The sequence below is a fragment of the Mesorhizobium sp. M1273 genome, from assembly GCF_040318195.1.
In the GTDB taxonomy this organism is placed as follows: Bacteria; Pseudomonadota; Alphaproteobacteria; order Rhizobiales; family Rhizobiaceae; genus Mesorhizobium.
Map to the genome: position 1 here is coordinate 79,453 of NZ_JAMYLV010000015.1, position 19,177 is coordinate 98,629.

At 61.1% G+C, this 19,177-nt stretch carries 22 protein-coding genes; 6 read left to right on the forward strand and 16 right to left on the reverse strand.

Annotation, left to right across the window (positions count from 1 at the left end; translation table 11 throughout):
- Positions 1–66 precede the first annotated feature (66 nt).
- From NKH30_RS17795 to NKH30_RS17865, 15 genes are all read right to left on the reverse strand, one after another.
- On the reverse strand, positions 67–972 hold the full coding sequence (locus NKH30_RS17795) for an SIR2 family NAD-dependent protein deacylase (RefSeq protein WP_352996353.1): 906 nt from the start codon (positions 970–972) through the stop codon (positions 67–69).
- 37 nt (positions 973–1,009) lie between these two features.
- The gene (gene nifT, locus NKH30_RS17800; protein WP_352542071.1) at positions 1,010–1,222 is read right to left on the reverse strand and encodes a putative nitrogen fixation protein NifT; all 213 of its coding nucleotides are present in this window, start codon (positions 1,220–1,222) and stop codon (positions 1,010–1,012) included.
- Entirely contained in the window at positions 1,219–1,539 is a 321-nt protein-coding gene (locus tag NKH30_RS17805) for a nitrogen fixation protein NifZ (RefSeq protein ID WP_352542072.1), read from the reverse strand. Before NKH30_RS17805 ends, nifT begins: the two co-directional genes overlap by 4 nt.
- Before the next feature lie 99 nt (positions 1,540–1,638).
- The gene (locus NKH30_RS17810) at positions 1,639–1,833 is read right to left on the reverse strand and encodes a 4Fe-4S dicluster domain-containing protein (RefSeq protein ID WP_352457023.1); all 195 of its coding nucleotides are present in this window, start codon (positions 1,831–1,833) and stop codon (positions 1,639–1,641) included.
- Between the two features lie 32 nt (positions 1,834–1,865).
- Entirely contained in the window at positions 1,866–3,344 is a 1,479-nt protein-coding gene (gene nifB / locus NKH30_RS17815) for a nitrogenase cofactor biosynthesis protein NifB (protein ID WP_352996355.1), read from the reverse strand.
- Positions 3,345–3,582: 238 nt separating this feature from the next.
- Positions 3,583–5,271 (reverse strand): nif-specific transcriptional activator NifA, encoded by a 1,689-nt coding sequence (gene nifA / locus NKH30_RS17820; RefSeq protein WP_502911486.1) that lies wholly within the window; start codon positions 5,269–5,271, stop codon positions 3,583–3,585.
- A 256-nt stretch (positions 5,272–5,527) separates the two neighbouring features.
- On the reverse strand, positions 5,528–5,827 hold the full coding sequence (locus NKH30_RS17825; protein ID WP_352480510.1) for a ferredoxin family protein: 300 nt from the start codon (positions 5,825–5,827) through the stop codon (positions 5,528–5,530).
- 11 nt (positions 5,828–5,838) lie between these two features.
- A complete protein-coding gene (locus tag NKH30_RS17830) occupies positions 5,839–7,146 on the reverse strand; it encodes an FAD-binding protein (RefSeq protein ID WP_352996450.1) in 1,308 nt (435 codons plus the stop codon).
- A gap of 9 nt (positions 7,147–7,155) precedes the next feature.
- Positions 7,156–8,265 (reverse strand): electron transfer flavoprotein subunit alpha/FixB family protein, encoded by a 1,110-nt coding sequence (locus tag NKH30_RS17835; RefSeq protein WP_352996452.1) that lies wholly within the window; start codon positions 8,263–8,265, stop codon positions 7,156–7,158.
- A gap of 16 nt (positions 8,266–8,281) precedes the next feature.
- Entirely contained in the window at positions 8,282–9,133 is an 852-nt protein-coding gene (locus tag NKH30_RS17840; RefSeq protein WP_352996359.1) for an electron transfer flavoprotein subunit beta/FixA family protein, read from the reverse strand.
- A 189-nt stretch (positions 9,134–9,322) separates the two neighbouring features.
- Positions 9,323–9,703 carry a nitrogenase stabilizing/protective protein NifW gene (nifW, locus tag NKH30_RS17845; protein ID WP_352996361.1) on the reverse strand — a complete coding sequence of 127 codons (381 nt, stop codon included), beginning with the start codon at positions 9,701–9,703 and terminating at the stop codon, positions 9,323–9,325.
- Positions 9,700–10,908: a homocitrate synthase gene (gene nifV, locus NKH30_RS17850; protein ID WP_352996363.1), complete on the reverse strand. Its 1,209-nt coding sequence runs from the start codon at positions 10,906–10,908 to the stop codon at positions 9,700–9,702. Before nifV ends, nifW begins: the two co-directional genes overlap by 4 nt.
- Entirely contained in the window at positions 10,905–12,122 is a 1,218-nt protein-coding gene (gene nifS, locus NKH30_RS17855) for a cysteine desulfurase NifS (protein WP_352996365.1), read from the reverse strand. Before nifS ends, nifV begins: the two co-directional genes overlap by 4 nt.
- The gene (locus NKH30_RS17860; RefSeq protein WP_352996367.1) at positions 12,073–12,318 is read right to left on the reverse strand and encodes a NifU family protein; all 246 of its coding nucleotides are present in this window, start codon (positions 12,316–12,318) and stop codon (positions 12,073–12,075) included. Before NKH30_RS17860 ends, nifS begins: the two co-directional genes overlap by 50 nt.
- 264 nt (positions 12,319–12,582) lie before the next feature.
- On the reverse strand, positions 12,583–12,903 hold the full coding sequence (locus NKH30_RS17865; RefSeq protein ID WP_352996369.1) for a HesB/IscA family protein: 321 nt from the start codon (positions 12,901–12,903) through the stop codon (positions 12,583–12,585).
- A 448-nt stretch (positions 12,904–13,351) separates the two neighbouring features.
- Here NKH30_RS17865 and hemP point away from each other — a divergent pair, with 448 nt between their 5' ends.
- Together hemP and NKH30_RS17875 are read left to right on the forward strand one after the other, a co-directional pair.
- On the forward strand, positions 13,352–13,597 hold the full coding sequence (hemP, locus tag NKH30_RS17870; protein WP_352996371.1) for a hemin uptake protein HemP: 246 nt from the start codon (positions 13,352–13,354) through the stop codon (positions 13,595–13,597).
- Positions 13,598–13,629: 32 nt separating this feature from the next.
- A complete protein-coding gene (locus NKH30_RS17875; protein ID WP_352996373.1) occupies positions 13,630–14,697 on the forward strand; it encodes a hemin-degrading factor in 1,068 nt (355 codons plus the stop codon).
- A gap of 120 nt (positions 14,698–14,817) precedes the next feature.
- Here the strand turns inward: NKH30_RS17875 and NKH30_RS17880 are convergent, their stop codons facing one another.
- Positions 14,818–15,051, reverse strand: a complete 234-nt coding sequence (locus NKH30_RS17880; protein ID WP_502911482.1) for a hypothetical protein — start codon at positions 15,049–15,051, stop codon at positions 14,818–14,820.
- A 531-nt stretch (positions 15,052–15,582) separates the two neighbouring features.
- Between NKH30_RS17880 and NKH30_RS17885 the strand changes: the two genes are divergently transcribed.
- The 4 genes from NKH30_RS17885 to NKH30_RS17900 all read left to right on the forward strand — a co-directional run bounded on the left by NKH30_RS17885 (position 15,583) and on the right by NKH30_RS17900 (position 19,072).
- Entirely contained in the window at positions 15,583–16,800 is a 1,218-nt protein-coding gene (locus NKH30_RS17885) for a cytochrome P450 (protein WP_352996375.1), read from the forward strand.
- Positions 16,801–16,840: 40 nt separating this feature from the next.
- The gene (locus NKH30_RS17890) at positions 16,841–17,032 is read left to right on the forward strand and encodes a ferredoxin (protein ID WP_352996377.1); all 192 of its coding nucleotides are present in this window, start codon (positions 16,841–16,843) and stop codon (positions 17,030–17,032) included.
- 358 nt (positions 17,033–17,390) lie between these two features.
- Positions 17,391–18,011 carry a nitrogen fixation protein NifQ gene (locus NKH30_RS17895; RefSeq protein WP_352996454.1) on the forward strand — a complete coding sequence of 207 codons (621 nt, stop codon included), beginning with the start codon at positions 17,391–17,393 and terminating at the stop codon, positions 18,009–18,011.
- A gap of 629 nt (positions 18,012–18,640) precedes the next feature.
- The gene (locus tag NKH30_RS17900; RefSeq protein ID WP_352739012.1) at positions 18,641–19,072 is read left to right on the forward strand and encodes a hypothetical protein; all 432 of its coding nucleotides are present in this window, start codon (positions 18,641–18,643) and stop codon (positions 19,070–19,072) included.
- Positions 19,073–19,177 lie beyond the last annotated feature (105 nt).

Genomic DNA, 19,177 nt, shown 5'->3' on the forward strand with positions numbered 1-19,177 from the left:
TTCCCGACTGCATTTTGCGCCTTCGAGGCAAGCCGAAGGACCAATCATCAAAGGGGCCCGCCATTGTTAATCCTGTCCACCACCTGCAGCAGGGCGCGTTCCTGTAAGCCGAGCCGCGGCTTCACTTACTGGCATGTCGATCACCGTGATTCCGCTTGCCGCAAGGAAACGCGCTTCGTTTCTGGTCAGCGTTTCCGCGTCCATTACCGCGCAATATGGACCTCGGGAGCGCTTCATGATCTGCCTGGCGTAGGTGCGCAGCATCTGATCGTTGAAGCGGCAGCCAACGAAGAAAAATCCACGGGTGATGCGCCGTTCCTTCACCACGTCTGGGATCGGTGTCTGGATATCGATTTCGGTCAGAACTTCGACATAGTCGGAATCTGCGACGAGAAAGTTTTGCGCCGGCCTAATACTCCCGTGAGGCGTATAGAGAACCGTCTTGGCCCCCGATCGGGGGTCGAGTTCCCTCCCGGACAAATCGTAGGTTTTCGTCCAAATGTTACCGATTTCGTTCGCCCGCGTGACGCCCTGTATCTCAACGACGTCCGTTCGGCCGGTCTCTACGAGAGCCGTGCGCATCGCGCCGTCGTACCAGCTGTCGACGATGAGGGAGAGCGGCAGCCTTGCGAGCCAGGCGTGGAGGAGGGTCGGCGCCACCGGCGCTGCGAATATGTCGGTCATCCAAGCTTGCAGCGTCCGGCGATGCCGGCGCTGTTCGATGAACTGCGCAACCGACCACATATTGGTGCGGATCCTGGAAGGGGCTGGCGCCCGCGCATTGAGTGCCGCGGCAACGACCTCCGGCGTATGCGGCACAGGCGGTTCCGCACAGTTGAACCCAAGAAGACCCGGACCGAGATAGGGGATCACCTCATCGGCGGCGAGCGCTTCCTTCGCCAGGTCAAGCAGCTTTTCGGCAAAACTGTCCCGCACGATGACGAGGTGGCCCGATGTCAGGATCGTGTTCATGCTCGTTTCCTCGCGACGCACCTATCAAGGGGCAGCATCAGTCCTGTTCGGAAACCTTCCTTGCCTCGACGGTGATCGGCAGACGCGTATCCCGTGGAAGATCGGGTAGGAGGAGCCGCCACCCGTTCCTGAGCGTCACAGTTCCGCCCCACAACTCTTCCTTCTCGAGCTTGATGATCGGCTCTTCGAGGTCCTTCTTCGGGACATACGCCGACAAGCCAGCCTCGGTCCTGCGGATCATGACTTTCATCTGGCCGTCCCTTCATTGGTATTGCTTTCAGCACTGCAGGGCGCCTCGGCCTTGTCGAGGCTCATCAGTTCACGCGCTCGCATGCCGACGACGGTGCCACGGTCGACCCATTCGACCGCATAGATGAAGAACTGCTGGAGAAAGGTGCCAATGTCGCGCACATATCCCTCGTCGCCCTTCCGCACGAGATTTTCGCCGATCTCCCTGCCAGGATAGGTGCCGTCATTTTTTATGTGGCGAGTGGCACGTACCCGCTCTCCCGGCATGAATCGTGGAGGCCTGCGGATTTCGACCTCCTCTTCGCGTCCGAGCGACATGTCCGTTCCCTGATTTCTCGTGAGGCTGCAGATTGTGAACAAAGGCGTTCCAGGCGTCCTGCGGAGGCAGCCCCGACCATGTCGGCAGCCCAATGTCCGTCACGCAGGAACGCAGGTCTTCGGCACCGGGCATACCGAGGCACATTGCTGCGCATCGAATACTCCCTCGCACTCGGTGCACTTGTGCGGCTCGATCACGTAGCTCTCGCCTTTGAACTTGATCGCGCCGGAGGGACATTCGAATTCGCAGGCGCCGCATTGGGTGCATTGGGATGCGATGATCTTGAAAGCCATTTTAACTCCTGGTCCGAATGAATGAGACGCGCTCAGGCCGTCGCCGCGAGTGCGGGGGTCCCACACGCGGCGGCGTAAATCGCGCTGATTGCGGTCTCGATATAGTCATGGGCATAAGCGTCGGTGGCTCGGATTCCAGCGTCCGCGAGCTGATCCTGCGGGCAATTTCCGATCTTGGCGCACAGCACGATATCTATGCCTTCAAGCGCTGCGATGACGCCATCGAGGGCGGCTTCTCCGCCCCAGCCGCCGAGGCAATACTGCTCCACCTTGCGATGCCCGACAAAGCTGATCCCTCTCGGCGAGGCTTGATAAACCTGGAATTCCTTCGCATGGCCGAAATGTTCATTGACGCGGCCGCCGCCCTTGGTCGCCACCGCGAAGAGAAGGGACTTGCCGGGGCTCGCTGCCTTGACCAATCCGATCGCTTCTCTCCTAGCCGCCACGTGATCACGGCGCTCCTCCGCGACCAGCTCCCGATAGGCCTTGCGATTGCTGGCATCGTAGGTGACCTCGCCGGGAATCCGGTCGAGTGTGAATTCCTGGCCACGGTCCTCACCGAGCAGGCCGACGGCATCTGCCCGGCACTGCCGGCAGTGGCGCATCAACTGGGCGCCGCCTTCGACACGATCCTGAAGAGCCTTCATCTCCATTGCGTTTGGGCCGCGTTGCCCGCTCAGTCCGTAGTGCGTGCCGTGCGCCGGGTCCGAAATCAGCGGCATGAGGTTGTGCAGGAACGCGCCTCGCTCCTTGACCCATCTATTCACCTCGATCAGATGCTCATCGTTCACGCCGGGGATCATCACCGAATTGATTTTGGTGAGGATGCCGCGCGCGGTCAGCATCTCCAGACCCAACATCTGCCGCTCGTGCAGGATCCGGGCGGCTTCGATGCCGAAGTAGCGGCGATGGTCGTAAAAGATCCAAGAATAGATCTTTGCACCGACCTCAGGGTCGACCATGTTGATGGTGATCGTCACGTGATCGACATTCATGTCGGCAAGCTCATCGACATGGTCCGGCAGCGCGAGCCCATTCGTGGAGATGCAAAACTTGATGTCTGGGATTTCCCTGGCAACTCGTTCGAACGTTGCCTTCGTCTTCTTCCAGTCGTAACAGGCATCGCCCGGTCCGGCGATGCCGAGCACGGAGAGCTGCGGCACCTCGTTGGCGACCGCGACCACCTTGCGTAGCGCTTGGTCGGGCGTCAGCTTTTCGGAGACCACCCCAGGCCGGCTTTCGTTGGCGCAGTTATATTTGCGATTGCAGTAGTTGCACTGGATATTGCAGCCGGGCGCGACCGCGACGTGCATGCGCGCGAAATAGTGATGCGCCTCTTCTGAAAAGCAGGGGTGATCCTTGATCTTGTCCCAGACAGCCGGATCCGTGTCGTCCGGCTTTATCGACGAGCCGCAGGACGAAGACGCGCAGCCACCGGCTTTCACGGTGGCAAGCAACTGGTCATCGAATGTCGTGCTGAGGCTCTCAAGCGAAATTGCCGGTGCGGACATCGAACGGCTCCGTTGCTGGGTGAATGTCGCAGTTCAAACCGCAAGAGCTATGCCAGCTCAAAGAGCGGTTTTGGTTCACGAATTGGCTTTCGTGTCGGATTCCGTCGGATTGCTCCGACACACCTTTGTCGGGCTTCCGACAGTGGACAAGCAAATCGGGTCGCGAAGGCTACCAGCCTTGGGCGCGCAGAGTGTGAGGGAGACTACTCCGGGCTTACGTTTGACGTCATCACAACGTCTAGAATTTCTTCACCTCGATACCATGCCGGCGCAGGGCGTAGCCGATTTGCCGCGGCGTGAGGCCGAGGATACGAGCCGCCCTGGCCTGAACCCAACCGGCTTTGTCCATCGCGTCGATCAGCCGGTCGCGTTCCGTCAGACGCGGGGGACAAGCGGGATCGTTCGGATCGCCGGCCGCAAGGGGAGATGCGTTGCCTGCGGAGGCACCGATGCGACTGGCCGGCAGCCGCAATCCGACCGGCACTGCGTTGACCCGTGCGAGATCGTCGATGGTATTGCCGCCATTCGAGCGGTCGGCTCGCTTCCAGAGGAGCCAGGAAAGGCACTGGCTCTTCTTGCAGGCGAAATCGGATGGCGTGATCGTCCTTGAACGCGCAAGTGTGGCCGTCCTTTGGACGCAGTTCTCCAGCTCGCGGACGTTACCAGGGAAGTAGCATTGCGAGATCAGGTCAAGCGCCGACGGCGCGAAGGCGAGTGCGCGATCGTTCTCCTTGTTGAATCGATTGAGGAAGGCGTTCGCAAGGCGTGGAATATCGCCGGGTCGCTCTCTGAGCGGAGGCAGGATAATTGGCACCACATTGATGCGGTAATAAAGGTCGGCCCTGAACTCCCCTTTTATGACGGCCGTCTCGAGGTCCTTGTTGGTGGCGCATATGAGGCGCACGTCGACCTGTAGCGTTTTGGTGCCGCCGACTCGCTCCAACTCGCCTTCCTGCAAGACACGCAACAGCTTGGCTTGAAAGGCCGGCGAAATCTCGCCGATTTCATCAAGTAGCAGCGTTCCCTCATTTGCCAATTCAAAACGACCGGCGCGCTGGGAGATAGCACCCGTGAAAGCGCCCTTTTCATGCCCAAACAGTTCTGACTCCAGAACGCTTTCAGACAGTGCGGCGCAGTTCAATTTGACGAAAGAGTTCTTCCTCCGACGTGAGAGCTTATGGATGGCTTGCGCAAAGAATTCCTTGCCGGTGCCGCTTTCACCCCGCAGTAGCACGGTGGAATTGGTCCCTGCTACGACCGAGACGGTTTCGAGCACCTGCTTGAGTGCGGGGCTTTCCCCGATGATCCCGTCGATTTTGGCATCCGCATGCCGGGCAGGGTCGTAGGTCCTCCCCTCGTTGGGCGATTTCTCCGATCTCCATTGCTCATGGACAGACCGCTGACGATCTGTACTCAGGATGCGATGGAGACGGATGGTCCGGCCGACAAGGTTGGCGACCATCGTCAGGAAGTATGTGTCCTCGTCGTCGCGAAAGTCGGTGGCGCCGTCTCCGGCGCGGTCGATCGACAATGTCCCAAGGATCTTATGATCAGCCTCTAGCGGGATACCGATAAAGGCAATTGGGATGGTGCCGCTGCTCGAAAACGTTTGAAGGTCAGCCTGAAATAGTTGGGACTTGCGGACGTCCGGTATGAAGAGCGGCGTCCCCGTAGCGACGATTTGATGTGTTACGGCCTCTGGTATGACGCGGCGAGTGCCTGACTGAGGTGCGTGGGTATTGCCGGCAGTCGCGGCAATCTCCGGCTCTCCTTCAGCGTCCAGGACGACGATTGCTCCGTGACGCATCTGCAGAAACGAAGGCAGGATGTTCACGACATTGGCGAGCGTAATCTCCAGCTCGCTGGGGGAGGTCAGCACCTTCGATATCTCGTAGAGTCCCCTGAGCGCGATATCTGCTTGGGGCATGCTTTTGATGGGCGGTTCAGGGCGGGTATCCCGAGGTGCTACCTCGTCGACCCGATCTTGCGGTACGTCAGCCATGGAAACACCTCAGCGGTTGTCGTCCAGAGTGCTCCTCCTTTTGTATCTGAGTCTGAATTGTGAAGCACAGTATTCACGAGCTTCTCTTCGTTGCGAGGCGATTCAAGCAAAGATGAGACTTGGCGTTGGTCGCGACCTCAGGTGTACCAAGACTAACCCTCTTGATACGTGCGTGCGTCGGTCATCCGAATTTGAAGAGGACTCCGAAGCCGCCGCGTGGATAGTTCCACTCGATCTCGCCACTGGTCTCGCACAAAATCCGGCAGGTGCCGCACTCCATGCAGCCGTCGGCGGTGATCTCCACTTGACCTTTGTCGTTCAACTCATAACATTTCGCCGGGCAGACGTGGGTCAGCGCGAGCAAGTTCGCGCTTGGCCTCTCGTGCGGTAGCACTTTGATATGCGGACGGCCGGAATCCACCAAGTAGCGGTTCTGGTAAAGCTTGTCCTCGACACGTGACTTCGTCACTGCGATCGTCATTTCGTCTCCCCTCAGCGCCACGCCAATGCAAGGCGGACCGCGTCGCTGACCAGCCCCCAGCGCGAGCGCGCCTTGATGAAGGCCGCCGTGGTCGCCTTTTCCTTCTCGATCTTCGGCGTGCCGTCCACACGCATGAAATTCTGCGCGGCTTGCGACATCAACCGCGGATAAGTCGTGAAGTAATTGCAGGAATTGGTGTGGAGCAAGGCCGGCATGTCTTTGTATTTCCTCAGGTCCTTGACCACGAAGGACTTGTCCAGCATGGCTTTGTAAAGGGCGAGATTCCGTTTGTTCATAGGACCGTTGCGGCTCTTGACCTCGATGATTGCCTCAGCCGCGATGCGGCCGGAGGTCATGGCGAGGTTCGAACCCTCGCGGTGAATGGCGTTGTTCAGTTGCGCGGCATCACCGACCACGACCCAACCGTCGCCAAAGAGCTGCGGAATAGCCTTGTAGCCGCCTTCGGGAATGAGATGCGCGGAATATTCTTTCACTTCCGAGCCGGCGATCAGCGGCCGGATCGAAGGATGGCTTTTTAAGGCGTCGAGGAGGACGTAAGGGCTCTCGACCATCGCGGCGAAATCGGAGACGAGGCAGCCAATGCCCAGTGAGATCGACTCCTTGTTGGTGTAGAGGAAGCCGAGCCCGGCCATGCTGCGGGAGGTCGTGCCCACCGCCTCGATCACGCAGCCTTCATCGCCCTTGAGGCCGAACCGCTCCTCAATGACCTCTTCGGGCAGGAAATGCATTTCCTTGACGGCGAGCGCCACGGTTTGCGGCTTCGGCATCTCGCGCAGGCTGGCCCGCGTGCCCAGCAGCCCGGAAACACCTTCTGCGAGGACGACCACGTCCGCGTAGATGGCTCCGCCGGCCCGGTCTGTGCGGACGCCGATCACCCTGTCCTTGGCGTCACGGATGAGTTCCGTCACGGTCGTCTCGCACAGAACCGTCGCGCCGGCCTCGCGCACCTTACGCGAAAACCATTTATCGAACTGGGCACGAATGATCGTGTAGCGGTTGGGCTTCGCCTCATTGAAGTCGTCCGACCGATAGTGAATCCCGGTATGGGATGTGTCGTCCATCACCCAAAGCCGCTGTTCAACCAAATGCCGCTCGAGAGGCGCATCGTCCCGGAAATCCGGGATGATCTTCTCCAGCATGTTCGCGTACATGATGGCACCCTGGACATTCTTGGAGCCCGGATATTCACCTCGCTCCAACTGCAGCACCTTCAGGCCGTGGCTGGCCATGGTGTAAGCAGCTGCGTTTCCGGACATGCCGGCCCCAATAACAATGGCGTCGAATTGTTCCTCAATCATGTCCATCCCTTAGCTCGCAAGCTTATCGCGACTGTGGGGCGACAGCCGCCGGGTGAAGGCTTCCGTCAGTGCGGGCAGGAAGCGGATCGCGTCGGTGACGATCCCGAGGTGAGCGAAATCGAAAATCGGCGCGTTCGGGTCGGTGTTGATGGCCACGATGAGATCCGCCCCCTCCACGCCAACCCGATGCTGGACGGCGCCGGAAATCCCGGCCGCTATGTAAAGCTTCGGCCGGATGGTCTTGCCAGTTTGGCCGATCTGCCGATCAGCCGGCATCCAGCTCTTCTGGACCAACGGGCGCGAACAGCCGTGCTCGGCGCCAATTGCTCGCGCGAGATTCTTCACCAGCTGCAGGTTCTCCGCCGCGCCTAGACCGAGGCCTCCCGCAACCACGACGTCGGCATAGGCAAGATTTGCCTTTGCCGACTGACTATCCGGCAGGAAGCCGAGGACTTTGGTAACGATCTCGTCCTCGGCTACCGACAGCTTGTGCCGGATGACACGCCCGACCGGGTTATCCGCCCGCTGCGGCATGGGCATGACCCTCGGTCGCACTGTCGCCATCTGCGGCCGGAAATTGAGCGTATAGATCGTGCACAACAAGGAACCGCCGAAAGTCGGACGGGTCGCCGCCAGCGAACCGTCGGCATCCACATCGAGTTCGGTGCAGTCGGCCGTGAGCCCTGTCTGCAAGGTCGTCGCCACGGAACCGGCAAGATCCCTGCCAAGTGTGGTGGCACCGAGAAGAAGGATCTCGGGTTTGTGGGTGCCGACCAGATCCGTCATCGCCTTGGTGAAAGGCTCGTTCCGATAGTCGGCGAGCAGCGGCTCCTCGACGATGTAGACAAGGTCGGCACCATAAGCGAAGGCTTCGGCAACGGCGTTCCCGATGGCCTCTCCCGGCGGTCCGAGCACGACGCCCGCAAGCTGGACCTGAAGCTTGTCGGCTAACTTGCGACCTTCGCCGAGCAGTTCGAATGATACGGGATGAACCTGGCCGCGTTCGAGCTCGATGAAGACCCAGACGTGGCGGTAGTCCTTGAAGTGCGCGGGCAGCTCCTTCTTTATGCCGGCACGGCCGGCAGCAGGGCGAGGGGTTTCTCGGTTCGCGGTCGACATCGTCTGCTCCTTGTCGTCACGCGCCGCCGTTGAAGGCGAGCTCATGTTCCAGCGCCGGCTGGCGGGTGAAGATTGCGGTGATGAGTTCGTCAGCGACATCGCGCAAGGCCATCTCCGCGGTGTCGATTTGTGCCGCCTTTTCCGCCCGCGCAGGAGGCGCGAAAACGCGCTTGACGACCGTCGGTGAACCGCGCAGGCCGCATTTGGTGAGATCCTCAATGCCGGCGTCGGCCGCACTCCATTTCAAGACCTGGCTGCGCGCGGCGCACAGGGCGTCCTGGATCGAGCCCCGGCGGATCTCGTTTGTGCCTTCCAGCATGGTGATCAGGCAAGGGAGCCTGCTCTTCAGCATCTGTGTGCCGCCTTCCGAGCGGCGCTCAACCTTGATCTCGCGCGCAGCAAGGTCAATAGAGGCGATCTTCGCGACATAGGTCAGCTGCAGGAGTCCGAGGCGCTTGGCGATGCCGGGCCCGACCTGGGCGGTGTCGCCATCGATCGTCTGCTTGCCGGTGAAGACGAGGTCTGGCGTGCCGAACGTCTCGCCAACCTTCGCGATTGCCTGGGAAAGGGCGAACGAGGTCGCCAGCGTGTCGGAGCCGGCAAAATAGCGGTCGGTCAAGAGCACCGCTCGGTCGGCGCCGTAACCGAGCGCCTTGCGCAGCGCGTCCTCTGCCATGGGCGGACCCATAGTGAGCACGGTAACTTCGCCACCATGGGCGTCGCGCAGTCTGAGGGCTTCTTCGAGGGCGAACAGGTCGTAAGGGTTGATGATGGTCGGAACACCCTGACGCATGATCGTGTTCGTCACCGGATGGACCCGTATCTGTGCCGAGTCCGGCACCTGCTTGATGCAGATTACGATGTGCATTGGCGGTTTCTCCAGGCTCCTGTCCGGATGCGGGCTTGGCGGTTCATCTCCTTGGTTTGCATCATTCGTGCCAACTGTTTTGCGCTGCCCCCTATTCCTAGAACTTCGCTTGGTTGCTTCTGAGGCCGCCGTGGTGATGACCGGATTTGTCGGCTTCTCGACATTGTCGCGTCGCAACCCGTGTCGCGGTCATTCCTGTCCGAACCGCTTCAGTACGGAGTCGAACGGGACAAAGGTGCGGCCCGGCGTGGCAGGTTTGTTCGGATCGTGGTCTTTGAGCACCTTGAAGACCCGATGGGTGAGCGGCGAGGAAACCGCGAAGTCCTCGTAAGCGCGTTCGAGCGTCGCGCGCACCCGCGCGGCAATCACCTGGTCGGGCAGACCGGAGAAATCTTCTTCGGCAAGGTATTGGCCCACGCGCTTCATGATATGGAGCCGCGAGACATTCAGCACCTTCGGATCATAGGAGACGCCAAGGACTGCGAAGAACTCCTCCGCAGCCGACAGGCGCTTCAGTCGTGCGAGGATGTCGGTGACATCGATGGGGCGGCTGTTAGCGGAACAATTCATTGCATTCTCCCTGGTCGGAAAACTGTGGTGTCGGTGCGCTCGCGCACGGCTGACCTGGACCCGCACAGCTCCGCGAGGGATGCCTCGCTGCACATTCCATCGTAGAGCTCGACCAGTTGAGTTGCAGTGACGGTCGATTTGGTCTCGGCCGCCTCGCGCCGGACGCGGGCCACCATCGCGGCTGCCAGATCCGGGTCGAGATCGCGACCGCTTTCGCTCAGCACATGGGCAATCGCAGTGGCGCCGGAATGCTTGCCGATGACGATACGCCGGCAGCGGCCCACGAGAGCCGGATCGAGCCCTTGATAAGTACGCGAGTCCTTCAGCAGCCCTGCGACGTGAATGCCGGATTCGTGGGTGAAAACATCGGCGCCGACGACCGGCTTAATGGCCGCGGTCTGCCGGCGGGCGGCCCAAGCCACCTGGGCGGCGAGGTCGGGCAATGCGGTCAGCTCGATGCCGGTATCCGCGCCGTCGAGGACCGCCATCGCGGCGGCCACCTCTTCCAGCGCGGCATTGCCCGCACGCTCGCCGAGCCCCAGGACGGTGACGGACGCATGGCGCGCGCCTGCGCGGATCGCGGCCAGCGTGTTGGCGGCAGCAAGTCCGAGATCGTTGTGCGCATGAAATTCAAGATCCATTGGAGACTGCGCCACGAGCTGGGCGACAAGTTCGAAGGTCAAAAACGGGTCGAGAACGCCGACTGTGTCGGCTAGCCTGACGCGGCTTGCGCCGGCGCGTGCAGCCGTCTCGATGACGCGGGCGAGATGATCCCGATTGGCCCGCGAGGCATCCTCGCAGCCCACCGCGACAAAGAAGCCGGCGGCGGCTGCGCGCCTGACCATATGCTCGATGACCTGGAGCGCTCCCGCCTTATCGAGGCCGAGCTTGGCGGCAAGTTGGATGTCCGACGCAGGCAGCGATAGATTGACGGCGTGGACGCCGCTCTCGATCGCTGCATCGAGATCCAGCGACGTCATCCGGCACCAGGCCATGAGCCGAACCGGGAGACGCCGCGCGACCACGGCGCGAATTGTTTCGATCTCGTCGGCGCCCATGACCGGCGTGCCGATCTCGATCTCTGTGACGCCGGCCGCCGCAAGAGACTCGGCGATCTCCAGCTTTTCCGTCGTGGTAAAGGCGACGCCGGGCGCCTGCTCGCCATCGCGCAAGGTCGTATCGTTGAGAAAGACATGACGGGTCATGAACGGTAGCCGGTTCTGCTGCCGCTCAGGCATAGACCGGATTGAACGTCTTCGGAGCTTCGCTTACCCGGCCCAGAACTGGGAAAGCCACGCAGCTTCTCCACGATTGCCGGCATGACCTCGAGCACCCGGTCGACGTCCGCTTCGCCGTTGTCCCGCGCCAAGGAGAAGCGGACTGCCGCGTGTGGCGTTTTCATCGCGCTCAGGACATGGCTCGGTTCCAGAGAGCCGGAGGTGCAGGCAGAGCCGGAGGAACACGCGATGCCCACGCGGCTGAGGAGGAGTGGAATTCCATCACTTTCGACATGTTCGAAGGAGATGTTTGCGGTGTTGGGCAACCGTTCCAGGGGATCTCCAGTGACACAGGTGCTTGGGATGCGCTGGAGAATCCCGTCCTCTAAACGGTCGCGGAGCGACTTTACCCGTGTGGTCTCGTCGTCCATGAATTTCAAGGCGAGGTCGGCCGCCATGCCGAGCCCGACTATGCCGGGCGTATTCTCGGTGCCAGCACGCCGGTTGTGTTCTTGGTGGCCCCCCTTGATCAGCGAGTGGAAATTGACGCCACGTTTTACGAAAAGCGCGCCGATCCCTTTCGGCCCGTGCAGCTTGTGGCCGGAGAGCGACAGCATGTCGATTGCGGTCGACTTCAGGTCCATCGGAAGCTTGCCGACCGCCTGCACAGCATCGGTATGGAAAAGGGCGCCCACTTCCTTGGCCAACTCGGCAAGCCTGGCGACGGGAAAGATCACACCAGTCTCATTGTTCGCCCACATTATCGAGACGATTGCCACCTGTGGGGTGAGGGCGGCCATATAGGCGTCGAGGTCGAGCCGGCCACGGCAATCCACCGGGATCCTGTGCACCTTAACGCGGCGGGTCTTCTCAAGATGCGCGCAGAGCGTCAGCACGGCGGGATGCTCGACCGCGGACGTAACGATCTCGGTTCGGTTGGGCGCCGCCTCGAGCGCCGAAAGAAGCGCTGCATTGTCGCTTTCTGTCCCACCCGAGGTGAAGGTGATCTCATCGTCGAACTCCGCGCCGATCAGAGCTTGCAACTGCCTCCGCGCCTTTCTCACCGCCGCACTGACTGAGGCGCCAAGAGCGTGCGCCGACGAAGGGTTGCCGAATTGATCCCTAAAGAACGGCAACATCGCTTGCACGACCTCAGGATCGACCCGTGTGGTTGCGTTGTTGTCGAGGTAGACAGGTTTCATGTGCGATCCTCAGTTGACCGGAATGACGCGAGCGCGCGACCGCCTCATTGAGCCTCTGGCGTATGCCGTTGATGATGATGGGCCCGAACTGGCAGCCGGCGCAGACGCCCGAGAGTTTGACGTAGATCGGATCGGCGTCGACATGGACAAGTCCGCAGTCGCCGCCGTCAGCCCGCAGGTAAGGACACCCGAACACGACAACGTTATCGATAAGCCGAATTTGGCGCAGCGGCGCGATTTGGCCGCCAGCAGCTTGGGTGCCACCAGGAACCGAACTGTTTCGGGAGGCGACGTTCTTTGCATCCTACCTGAAGCGATTGCCGGTCCCAAGATCGGCTTCGACCTTGCCTTGTTCTTGAGGACAGGGACATCTGTTGTGCCGGCCATATAAGCCTCCTCTGCCGCAAATGAGTCCGTCGGCGGCAATCGCTTCATGGACCCGCACAGGCGCTTCGGGCGATCAACTGAAGGACTTGCCGCAGCCGCACTTCTCGCGCGCGTTGGGGTTATCGAAGACAAAGCCGGAAGATTCGAGCCCGGTGAGGAAGTCGACGGTTATGCCGGCGACATGGGGTTGGGAGCCCGCGTCCACGAACAGCTTGATCCCATCTGTCTCGGTGATCGCGTCGCCCTCGCGCGACACGCTCTCCAGGCCCATCAAATATTTGAAGCCGGCGCAGCCGCCGGCCTGGACCATGATGCGAAAGCCTTCCGCCGGCTCGCTGGCGCGGGAAAGAGCAGTCTTGATGGCGGCAACAGCGTTGTCGGTGAGCGTAATCATGGCTCCATTCTCCTCAGTCCGGGACCTGCTTGCGCATCACGTTGCATGCACCGTGCCAAAGCGAAAAAATGTTTCAACACAGCGCGGCATCTCTGACACTGCGGTGGTTCTTGTGAGTCCATTGCTGCGAAGGTGTCGGCCAACCGACACGTACTGTCGGGTTTGTCGGGTCCGCCACGGGGGATGTTGGGCCTGAGTTCTTGGCTGAACTCACATTAAACCAATGACCATACAGAAGACTTCTCTCTGAGCTTGCTCCGGCGCAATTGGCACGGTTTTTGAAGCTCCATTTGGCGAGGCGGCAAGAGACTGCCGATCCACAATCATGTCGTGGGTGCCCTCGCGATCGATGGGGCGAAGCAAGGGAGCAACATGTCAGGACTGGGTCAGATACGCTTTGTTTGCCAAAGCAGCGCCGCCCGTGGCATCCAAATGACCGATTGGCCGATTGCGACAACACCCACAATCGCTCACCACCGCCCAGTGGCCGCCGACCGGCTCGATGGGATTCCATCGGCATGTGCCTGCTCGTGTCATTCGGGTCTCGCCGCTCCGACAGCACCCCCGGTTTTCGCGCGGGTGCGACGACGTGCGCACGCTGTCCAGCGACACTTTGTTCACGGGGCAGCAGCAGATCAGGGTCGAGCATTACGGCACGCCCTATCGGCTGGAGATTCCCCGGCAGGGCAGCTGATCCTTACACGTAGGTGGAAGCAGGGGTAAGACATGGACCAGCGCGAGAAACCGTCGCCGGACGAAATCCGGGGGGCGTGCGAAGACAATCCGAAAATCCGGGAGCATGATCTCGCCGCTCGATTGGGCATTTCGGAAGCCGAATTGGTCGCGGCGCATTGTGGTCACGGCGCGGTGCGCATCGAGCCGCGCGTCGATGATCTGCTGACCGGCCTCGAAGCGGTCGGCGAGGTGATGGCGGTCACCCGCAACCAAAGTGCCGTGCACCAAAAGATCGGCGTCTACGACAAAGTGGTCACCGGCAACCCGCATGCCATGGTGCTCGGCGACGAGATCGACCTGCGCATCTTCCCGAAAGCGTGGGCGTATGGCTTCGCCGTCGAGAAGCGCGAGGGAGCCGAGATCCGCCGCAGCCTGCAATTCTTTGATGCCACCGGCGAGGCGATGCACAAAGTACATCTCAGGCCCGCCTCGAACCTGCAGGCCTATCAGAATCTGGCGGCAGAGCTCGCATCCTCCGACCAGGAGCCGATCATATCGGTCGAGGCGAGCGGGGCGCGCGATAACGCAGTGAGTCCAGACCAAGCCGCCACGGTCGACGACCTACGCGAGCACTGGAGCCGGCTGAGCGACGTGCATCAGTTCTACCATATGTTGAAGGCACTGAAGCTCAGCCGCTGCCAGGCGATGCGTATGGCCGACGAGGATTACGCCTGGCTGCTCGACAATGATGCCGTTGGCGCCCTGTTCCAACAGGCGGCCGAAGACGAGATGCCGATCATGTGCTTTGTCGGCAATCATGGTTGCATCCAGATCCATTCCGGCCCGATCAAGTCGGTCAAGCAGATCGGGCCGCGGATCAATGTGCTCGACGAGACCTTCCATCTGCATCTTAGGACCCATCACATCCGCGAGGTCTGGGCCGTGCGCAAGCCGACGAGGGACGGTCACGTCACGTCCATTGAAGCCTATGGCGCCGACGGCAAGATGATCATCCAGTTCTTCGGCACGCGCAAGGAAGGCGAACGCGAGCGCAGCGACTGGCGGTTTCTGGCCGAGAGTCTGCCACGCGTTCCCGGTCCGACCGACAGGGATGTGTAGAGCCGACAGGCCCTCGGATTGAACCGGCCGCCATAGGACTCGGCTCCACGTTCCGACAGCGGCTCGCGAGGAAATAGGTCCATGTGCGATAGAGCTTGCCGTCGTAGCGCATACGGACGGTCAGGTGTGCACGCCGGAATTGACCGCATCGATACAGTCAAGCTCGTCGTCGGCCGGACCGCTGCACACGAGTGCATCGCCGTCTAACCGGAAATCCTTGCAGCGGCTCCGAGCTCCATCAGCGCCGAACCGAAGCGCGGCTCGACCTTGTTGATAATTTCGATCATCGCGCAAGCGCCGCCGGGTCTTGTCGGACCGCACCCGATCCTTGTGCTGGATCGCGTCGTTGCTCAATCCGGGCCGTGCGAGCGATCTCCTCGCTCGTCGACCGGAAGGCAGCAAGCAGCCAGGCCGAACAGCCCGATGTCGCGGACTCGACAAAACCAACGTGGATGTCGGTTGTCGGACGTTGTCCTAAGAATGATGGACAGGTGAGCATCAACCTAGCGGCGGTGGGCCCAGTGCAGGCTGGCATCGCTTGGTGCAGCGCCATCGGTACGCCTATCCGGCACGCGACTTGCTTTGACAATTTGATCAGCAGGGCATCAGCAGGGCATCAGCAGTGCGTCACGGAGCTCAGCGATTGACCAGCCTCTCAACCCTAACGGGGATAAGCGGCGGCTTTGCTTCATGACCGCAGCGCGGCGGAGATGCCCCTTCTGATTGAATTCGCAACCGATCTCATCCGCGCTGGTGCAGGTGGGCTGTATCGGGCGACAGAATCTAGAAGGCGCCCGACCCGAGACGTACCCATGCTGCAAATCGACTTTATGAACAGAGGTGCAATCTCAATCGAGCCATGAACGTCAATGTAGAGAAAGCAAAATGGCGACCAAGCCCGTTCCAGATCATGTCCCGCCCGAAATGGTGAGAGACTTCAGCCTGTTTACGTCACCAGGGATGTCACCGACGCCCAACGGGGATCCGCAAGCAGCCGCCGCTTGCGTACATGCCGGGCCGCCGATCTTCTATTCGCCCTGCAACACGCGCGATGGGCGGGGTACCTGGGTCATCACTCGCGCCAGTGACCAGCGCCGGGTGCTGCAGGACGCCGAAACGTTTTCGAGCCATCGCAGCATCTTCGCGTCCGCGCTTGGCGAAAACTGGCCGATGATCCCGCTTGAACTGGATCCGCCTGCCCATGGCGTTTTTCGCTCACTACTCAATCCGCTGCTTTCGCCAAAGCGGGTGATGGCTTTGGAACCGGCTGTCCGCGAACGGGCGGTCGAGCTGATCGAAAGGATCGCCGCGTCGGGCACAAGCTGCGACGTCATGAAGGATTTTGCATTTCCTTTCGCGGTGAGCATCTTCCTTCGCTTTCTGGGGCTGCCGGATGACCGACTCGACACATTTGTCGGCTGGGGGAAAGATCTGCTTCACGGTGACGATGTGAAACGCCCGGCGGCGGCCCGGACGATCGTGGCATTCATCGACGAACTTGCAGCCACGCGCCGCGAGGAGGCGGTTGATGATTTCATGACCTTTATCGTGCAGGCACAGGTCGAGGGCCGCCGGCTGACGGACACCCAAGTCCGCGGCATCGGCGTGCTTGTCTTCGTCGCTGGGCTCGACACGGTCGCAGCAGCTATAGGCTTTGACTTGGCCTACCTCGCGCGCAACCTCAAAGATCAGCAATTGCTGCGGAGCGAACCGGACCGGATCGTGCTCGCGGCCGAAGAATTGCTTCGCGTCTATCCGACCGTTCAGTTGATCCGTGTGGCAACGAAAGATATCGACTTCGAAGGCGCGCCGATCCGGAAGGGGGACTATGTTTCCTGCGCCACGATGATTGCCAATCGTGACCCGGCGGAATTCGAATGCCCTAACAGGATCGATTTGGAGCGCGAGGACAACCGCCACGCCGCCTTTGGCTATGGTCCCCACCGTTGCCTTGGCTCACACCTTGCCCGGCGGGAGATTGTCATTGGGCTGGAGGAGTGGCTGGCGCGCATCCCGGCCTTCCGGATCAAGGAGGGTACGGCACCCATCACCTCTGGTGGCCATGTGTTCGGGATCGAAAAGTTGATCCTGGACTGGTCCTAGGCCCGCCCCGAGCCGGGATACAGACAATGGAGGCAGCGCCATGCGCATTATCGTCCAAAATGCCAAATGCCAAGGTCACGCGCGATGCGCGGCGCAAGCGCCGGACATCTTCAAGCTTGATGACGAGGGTTATGTCCTGCCTGGTGACATTGAAGTTGCGGAAGGGGAGGAGCTGCCTGCATCGCGAGGCGCGCGATGCTGTCCTGAACGTGCGCTGGAACTCACCCCCTGACGCTTTAAATCAGACGTCATTCAACCGAGAGTCTGGCGGGCTTGAATGGGGTCGACCATGTGGCCGCACTGGAAAGGACGGCACGACCTCTGTCCCAGCACGGTCCACGTCCAACTCCGCGGGGGCACTTCCGGCGCCGAGGTGTTCCCCATGAGGCGCAAACGGCACGGCGGGGGTTCGCGAAACACCTCTTCCAATCACAGAATTTGCGACAGAGCCGATGGACCAGACGAAAATTACCGAACTACTCGACCGCGAGACGATCCGCGACTGCCTCTACCCGAAGAACTGCCCGACCCATGTTGCGGCCGGCCGGGTCGCTGCATGACTTGATAGGACAAACCAGGAGAACGGCACCATATTTGCCCAACACTATGCCCGGCTCAGCACCGGCCGATGGCCGCAGATCGAGCTGGAGAGGAGGTTCGACCAGCATGTGCTTGCCTGTGTGCTTTCACGTGCGCTCGAGGAGATCGAGGCCGGCGAGGCGACGGCGACGCAGGCAACCGGCCTTTCGCGCGCCGAGCTGCGCGATGTCCTGGCCCGCTGTTTCCCTGCTATTCCTATCAACGCGTTTGCCTTGGAAGAGGTGAGCGAGCCCGAGCCGGATCTGGAGGAAGAACTTCTGCGCGGACTGCTGCTGGCGCATGCCCGGCCGGGCGACCCGGCGAGCGCCCGCTTCGCCAAGATCATCGCCCGGCGTGCCATGCGCAATGACCATCTCTGGCAGGACCTTGGCCTTTTTAATCGAACCGACCTCGGCCGCCTGCTCGCCTCGCATTTTCCGACGCTGGCGGCCGGCAACACCCAAAATATGAAATGGAAGAAATACTTTTACCGCAAGCTCTGCGAGGCCGAAGGTTTTTCGCTCTGCAGCGCGCCCAGTTGCCTGGAATGCAATGATTTCGAAAGCTGCTTCGGCCCGGAGGAAGGCGAAAGCCGCCTCACACGGATCAAGGACGGCATCGCCTCGGATTGAGAGCCGCTTCGTAGGTTGTACAGCGCCAGCGCTCGCGCCGCGCCATGTTTCTCTTGTCGAATGTCGACGGACACCTTCGAGGATTTGAACGCTGTGCGCTCGCGATGCCGACGACCCCGAAGGTCGAGCCGATCAGCATTGCCGAGTAATCCGGTGACCGGTGGTGGCAAGGGCAACGGCGGCGGCACTAAGGTGAAAGGCCCCGACGATTTCGAACGCGAGATCGCCCAGACGCAGGATTGCTGCTTTGCGGGCAGTGACGGCGGCCCAGTCCGGCGTCAATCCGCTGGTGGATGACTTCGGCCGTGCCGTCGAGACAGCTTGCATCCGGCAAGAGCTTCTGACAGCCGCCCAGAAGGCCGGCGTAGCGACCACGCCCGACGAATCAGCGAAGACCGATGCGCTCGCCCAGAGCTACGCGGACGCCAGTGTCGCCATCCGGCAGCTTGCCGAGCAGCAAGACGTGCCAGAGTGCCGAAGAGTTCGTTGGCCTGGGCAAGGACGTGCTTGGCGGCTTCATTTCTAATTTGCGCTCAGGCAAGTCGGCGGCGGAAGCCTGGCGAACGCCTTGAACAAGGTCGCCGACAAGCTGCTCGACATGGCGCTGAATAGCTTGTTCAGCACAGCCCGTGCCGGTGGCATCTTCGGCGCGATCGGCGCCCTATTCGGGTTCAGCAGCGGCGGGGCCGGCTATCAACGAGGACCGCGGTTTTCGTTTTTCCGGCTATGTCGAGTTCGCCTTCAACGACGCCGACAAGATCGCCGACGCGGCCGACTATTTCCCTGTCTTCTTCCACTTCGATAGGGCCTTGCACGTCGACAAATTCGCCGAGCAGGTGCGGTTCGATTGGGAATTGAAGCCAGCCAATTTTGTTGAGGCGGACACCGGCGGCTACACCATGACCATCATCATCAACACCGCCTTTCACAAGACGGAGGCTACGGCGCGCGTAGCCTGGAACACGGCGTTGGATTGGTTGGCGGACTTTCTGTCGTCAGTACCACCTGAATCGGATGACAGTCGCCGACTATATCCACGCCGCGTGGTCACCGCCGCTTAAAACAGCCTCAGGCTCGTCGCGTCTCGTGCCGCCGCCTAACATTTTGGAAAGCTTTACCGGCGCTCGAACGTCGGCTTCCAGTCGAGATTGCGAGCCCTCTTAACG

What these genes read in the sequence shown, in the direction of transcription:
- NKH30_RS17795 (WP_352996353.1), bottom strand. Translation starts at nt 972, where the DNA reads ATGAACACGATCCTGACATCGGGCCACCTCGTCATCGTGCGGGACAGT.
- nifT (WP_352542071.1), bottom strand. Translation starts at nt 1,222, where the DNA reads ATGAAAGTCATGATCCGCAGGACCGAGGCTGGCTTGTCGGCGTATGTC.
- NKH30_RS17805 (WP_352542072.1), bottom strand. Translation starts at nt 1,539, where the DNA reads ATGTCGCTCGGACGCGAAGAGGAGGTCGAAATCCGCAGGCCTCCACGA.
- NKH30_RS17810 (WP_352457023.1), bottom strand. Translation starts at nt 1,833, where the DNA reads ATGGCTTTCAAGATCATCGCATCCCAATGCACCCAATGCGGCGCCTGC.
- nifB (WP_352996355.1), bottom strand. Translation starts at nt 3,344, where the DNA reads ATGTCCGCACCGGCAATTTCGCTTGAGAGCCTCAGCACGACATTCGAT.
- nifA (WP_502911486.1), bottom strand. Translation starts at nt 5,271, where the DNA reads ATGCCCCAAGCAGATATCGCGCTCAGGGGACTCTACGAGATATCGAAG.
- NKH30_RS17825 (WP_352480510.1), bottom strand. Translation starts at nt 5,827, where the DNA reads ATGACGATCGCAGTGACGAAGTCACGTGTCGAGGACAAGCTTTACCAG.
- NKH30_RS17830 (WP_352996450.1), bottom strand. Translation starts at nt 7,146, where the DNA reads ATGATTGAGGAACAATTCGACGCCATTGTTATTGGGGCCGGCATGTCC.
- NKH30_RS17835 (WP_352996452.1), bottom strand. Translation starts at nt 8,265, where the DNA reads ATGTCGACCGCGAACCGAGAAACCCCTCGCCCTGCTGCCGGCCGTGCC.
- NKH30_RS17840 (WP_352996359.1), bottom strand. Translation starts at nt 9,133, where the DNA reads ATGCACATCGTAATCTGCATCAAGCAGGTGCCGGACTCGGCACAGATA.
- nifW (WP_352996361.1), bottom strand. Translation starts at nt 9,703, where the DNA reads ATGAATTGTTCCGCTAACAGCCGCCCCATCGATGTCACCGACATCCTC.
- nifV (WP_352996363.1), bottom strand. Translation starts at nt 10,908, where the DNA reads ATGACCCGTCATGTCTTTCTCAACGATACGACCTTGCGCGATGGCGAG.
- nifS (WP_352996365.1), bottom strand. Translation starts at nt 12,122, where the DNA reads ATGAAACCTGTCTACCTCGACAACAACGCAACCACACGGGTCGATCCT.
- NKH30_RS17865 (WP_352996369.1), bottom strand. Translation starts at nt 12,903, where the DNA reads ATGATTACGCTCACCGACAACGCTGTTGCCGCCATCAAGACTGCTCTT.
- NKH30_RS17875 (WP_352996373.1), top strand. Translation starts at nt 13,630, where the DNA reads ATGGACCAGCGCGAGAAACCGTCGCCGGACGAAATCCGGGGGGCGTGC.
- NKH30_RS17885 (WP_352996375.1), top strand. Translation starts at nt 15,583, where the DNA reads ATGGCGACCAAGCCCGTTCCAGATCATGTCCCGCCCGAAATGGTGAGA.
- NKH30_RS17890 (WP_352996377.1), top strand. Translation starts at nt 16,841, where the DNA reads ATGCGCATTATCGTCCAAAATGCCAAATGCCAAGGTCACGCGCGATGC.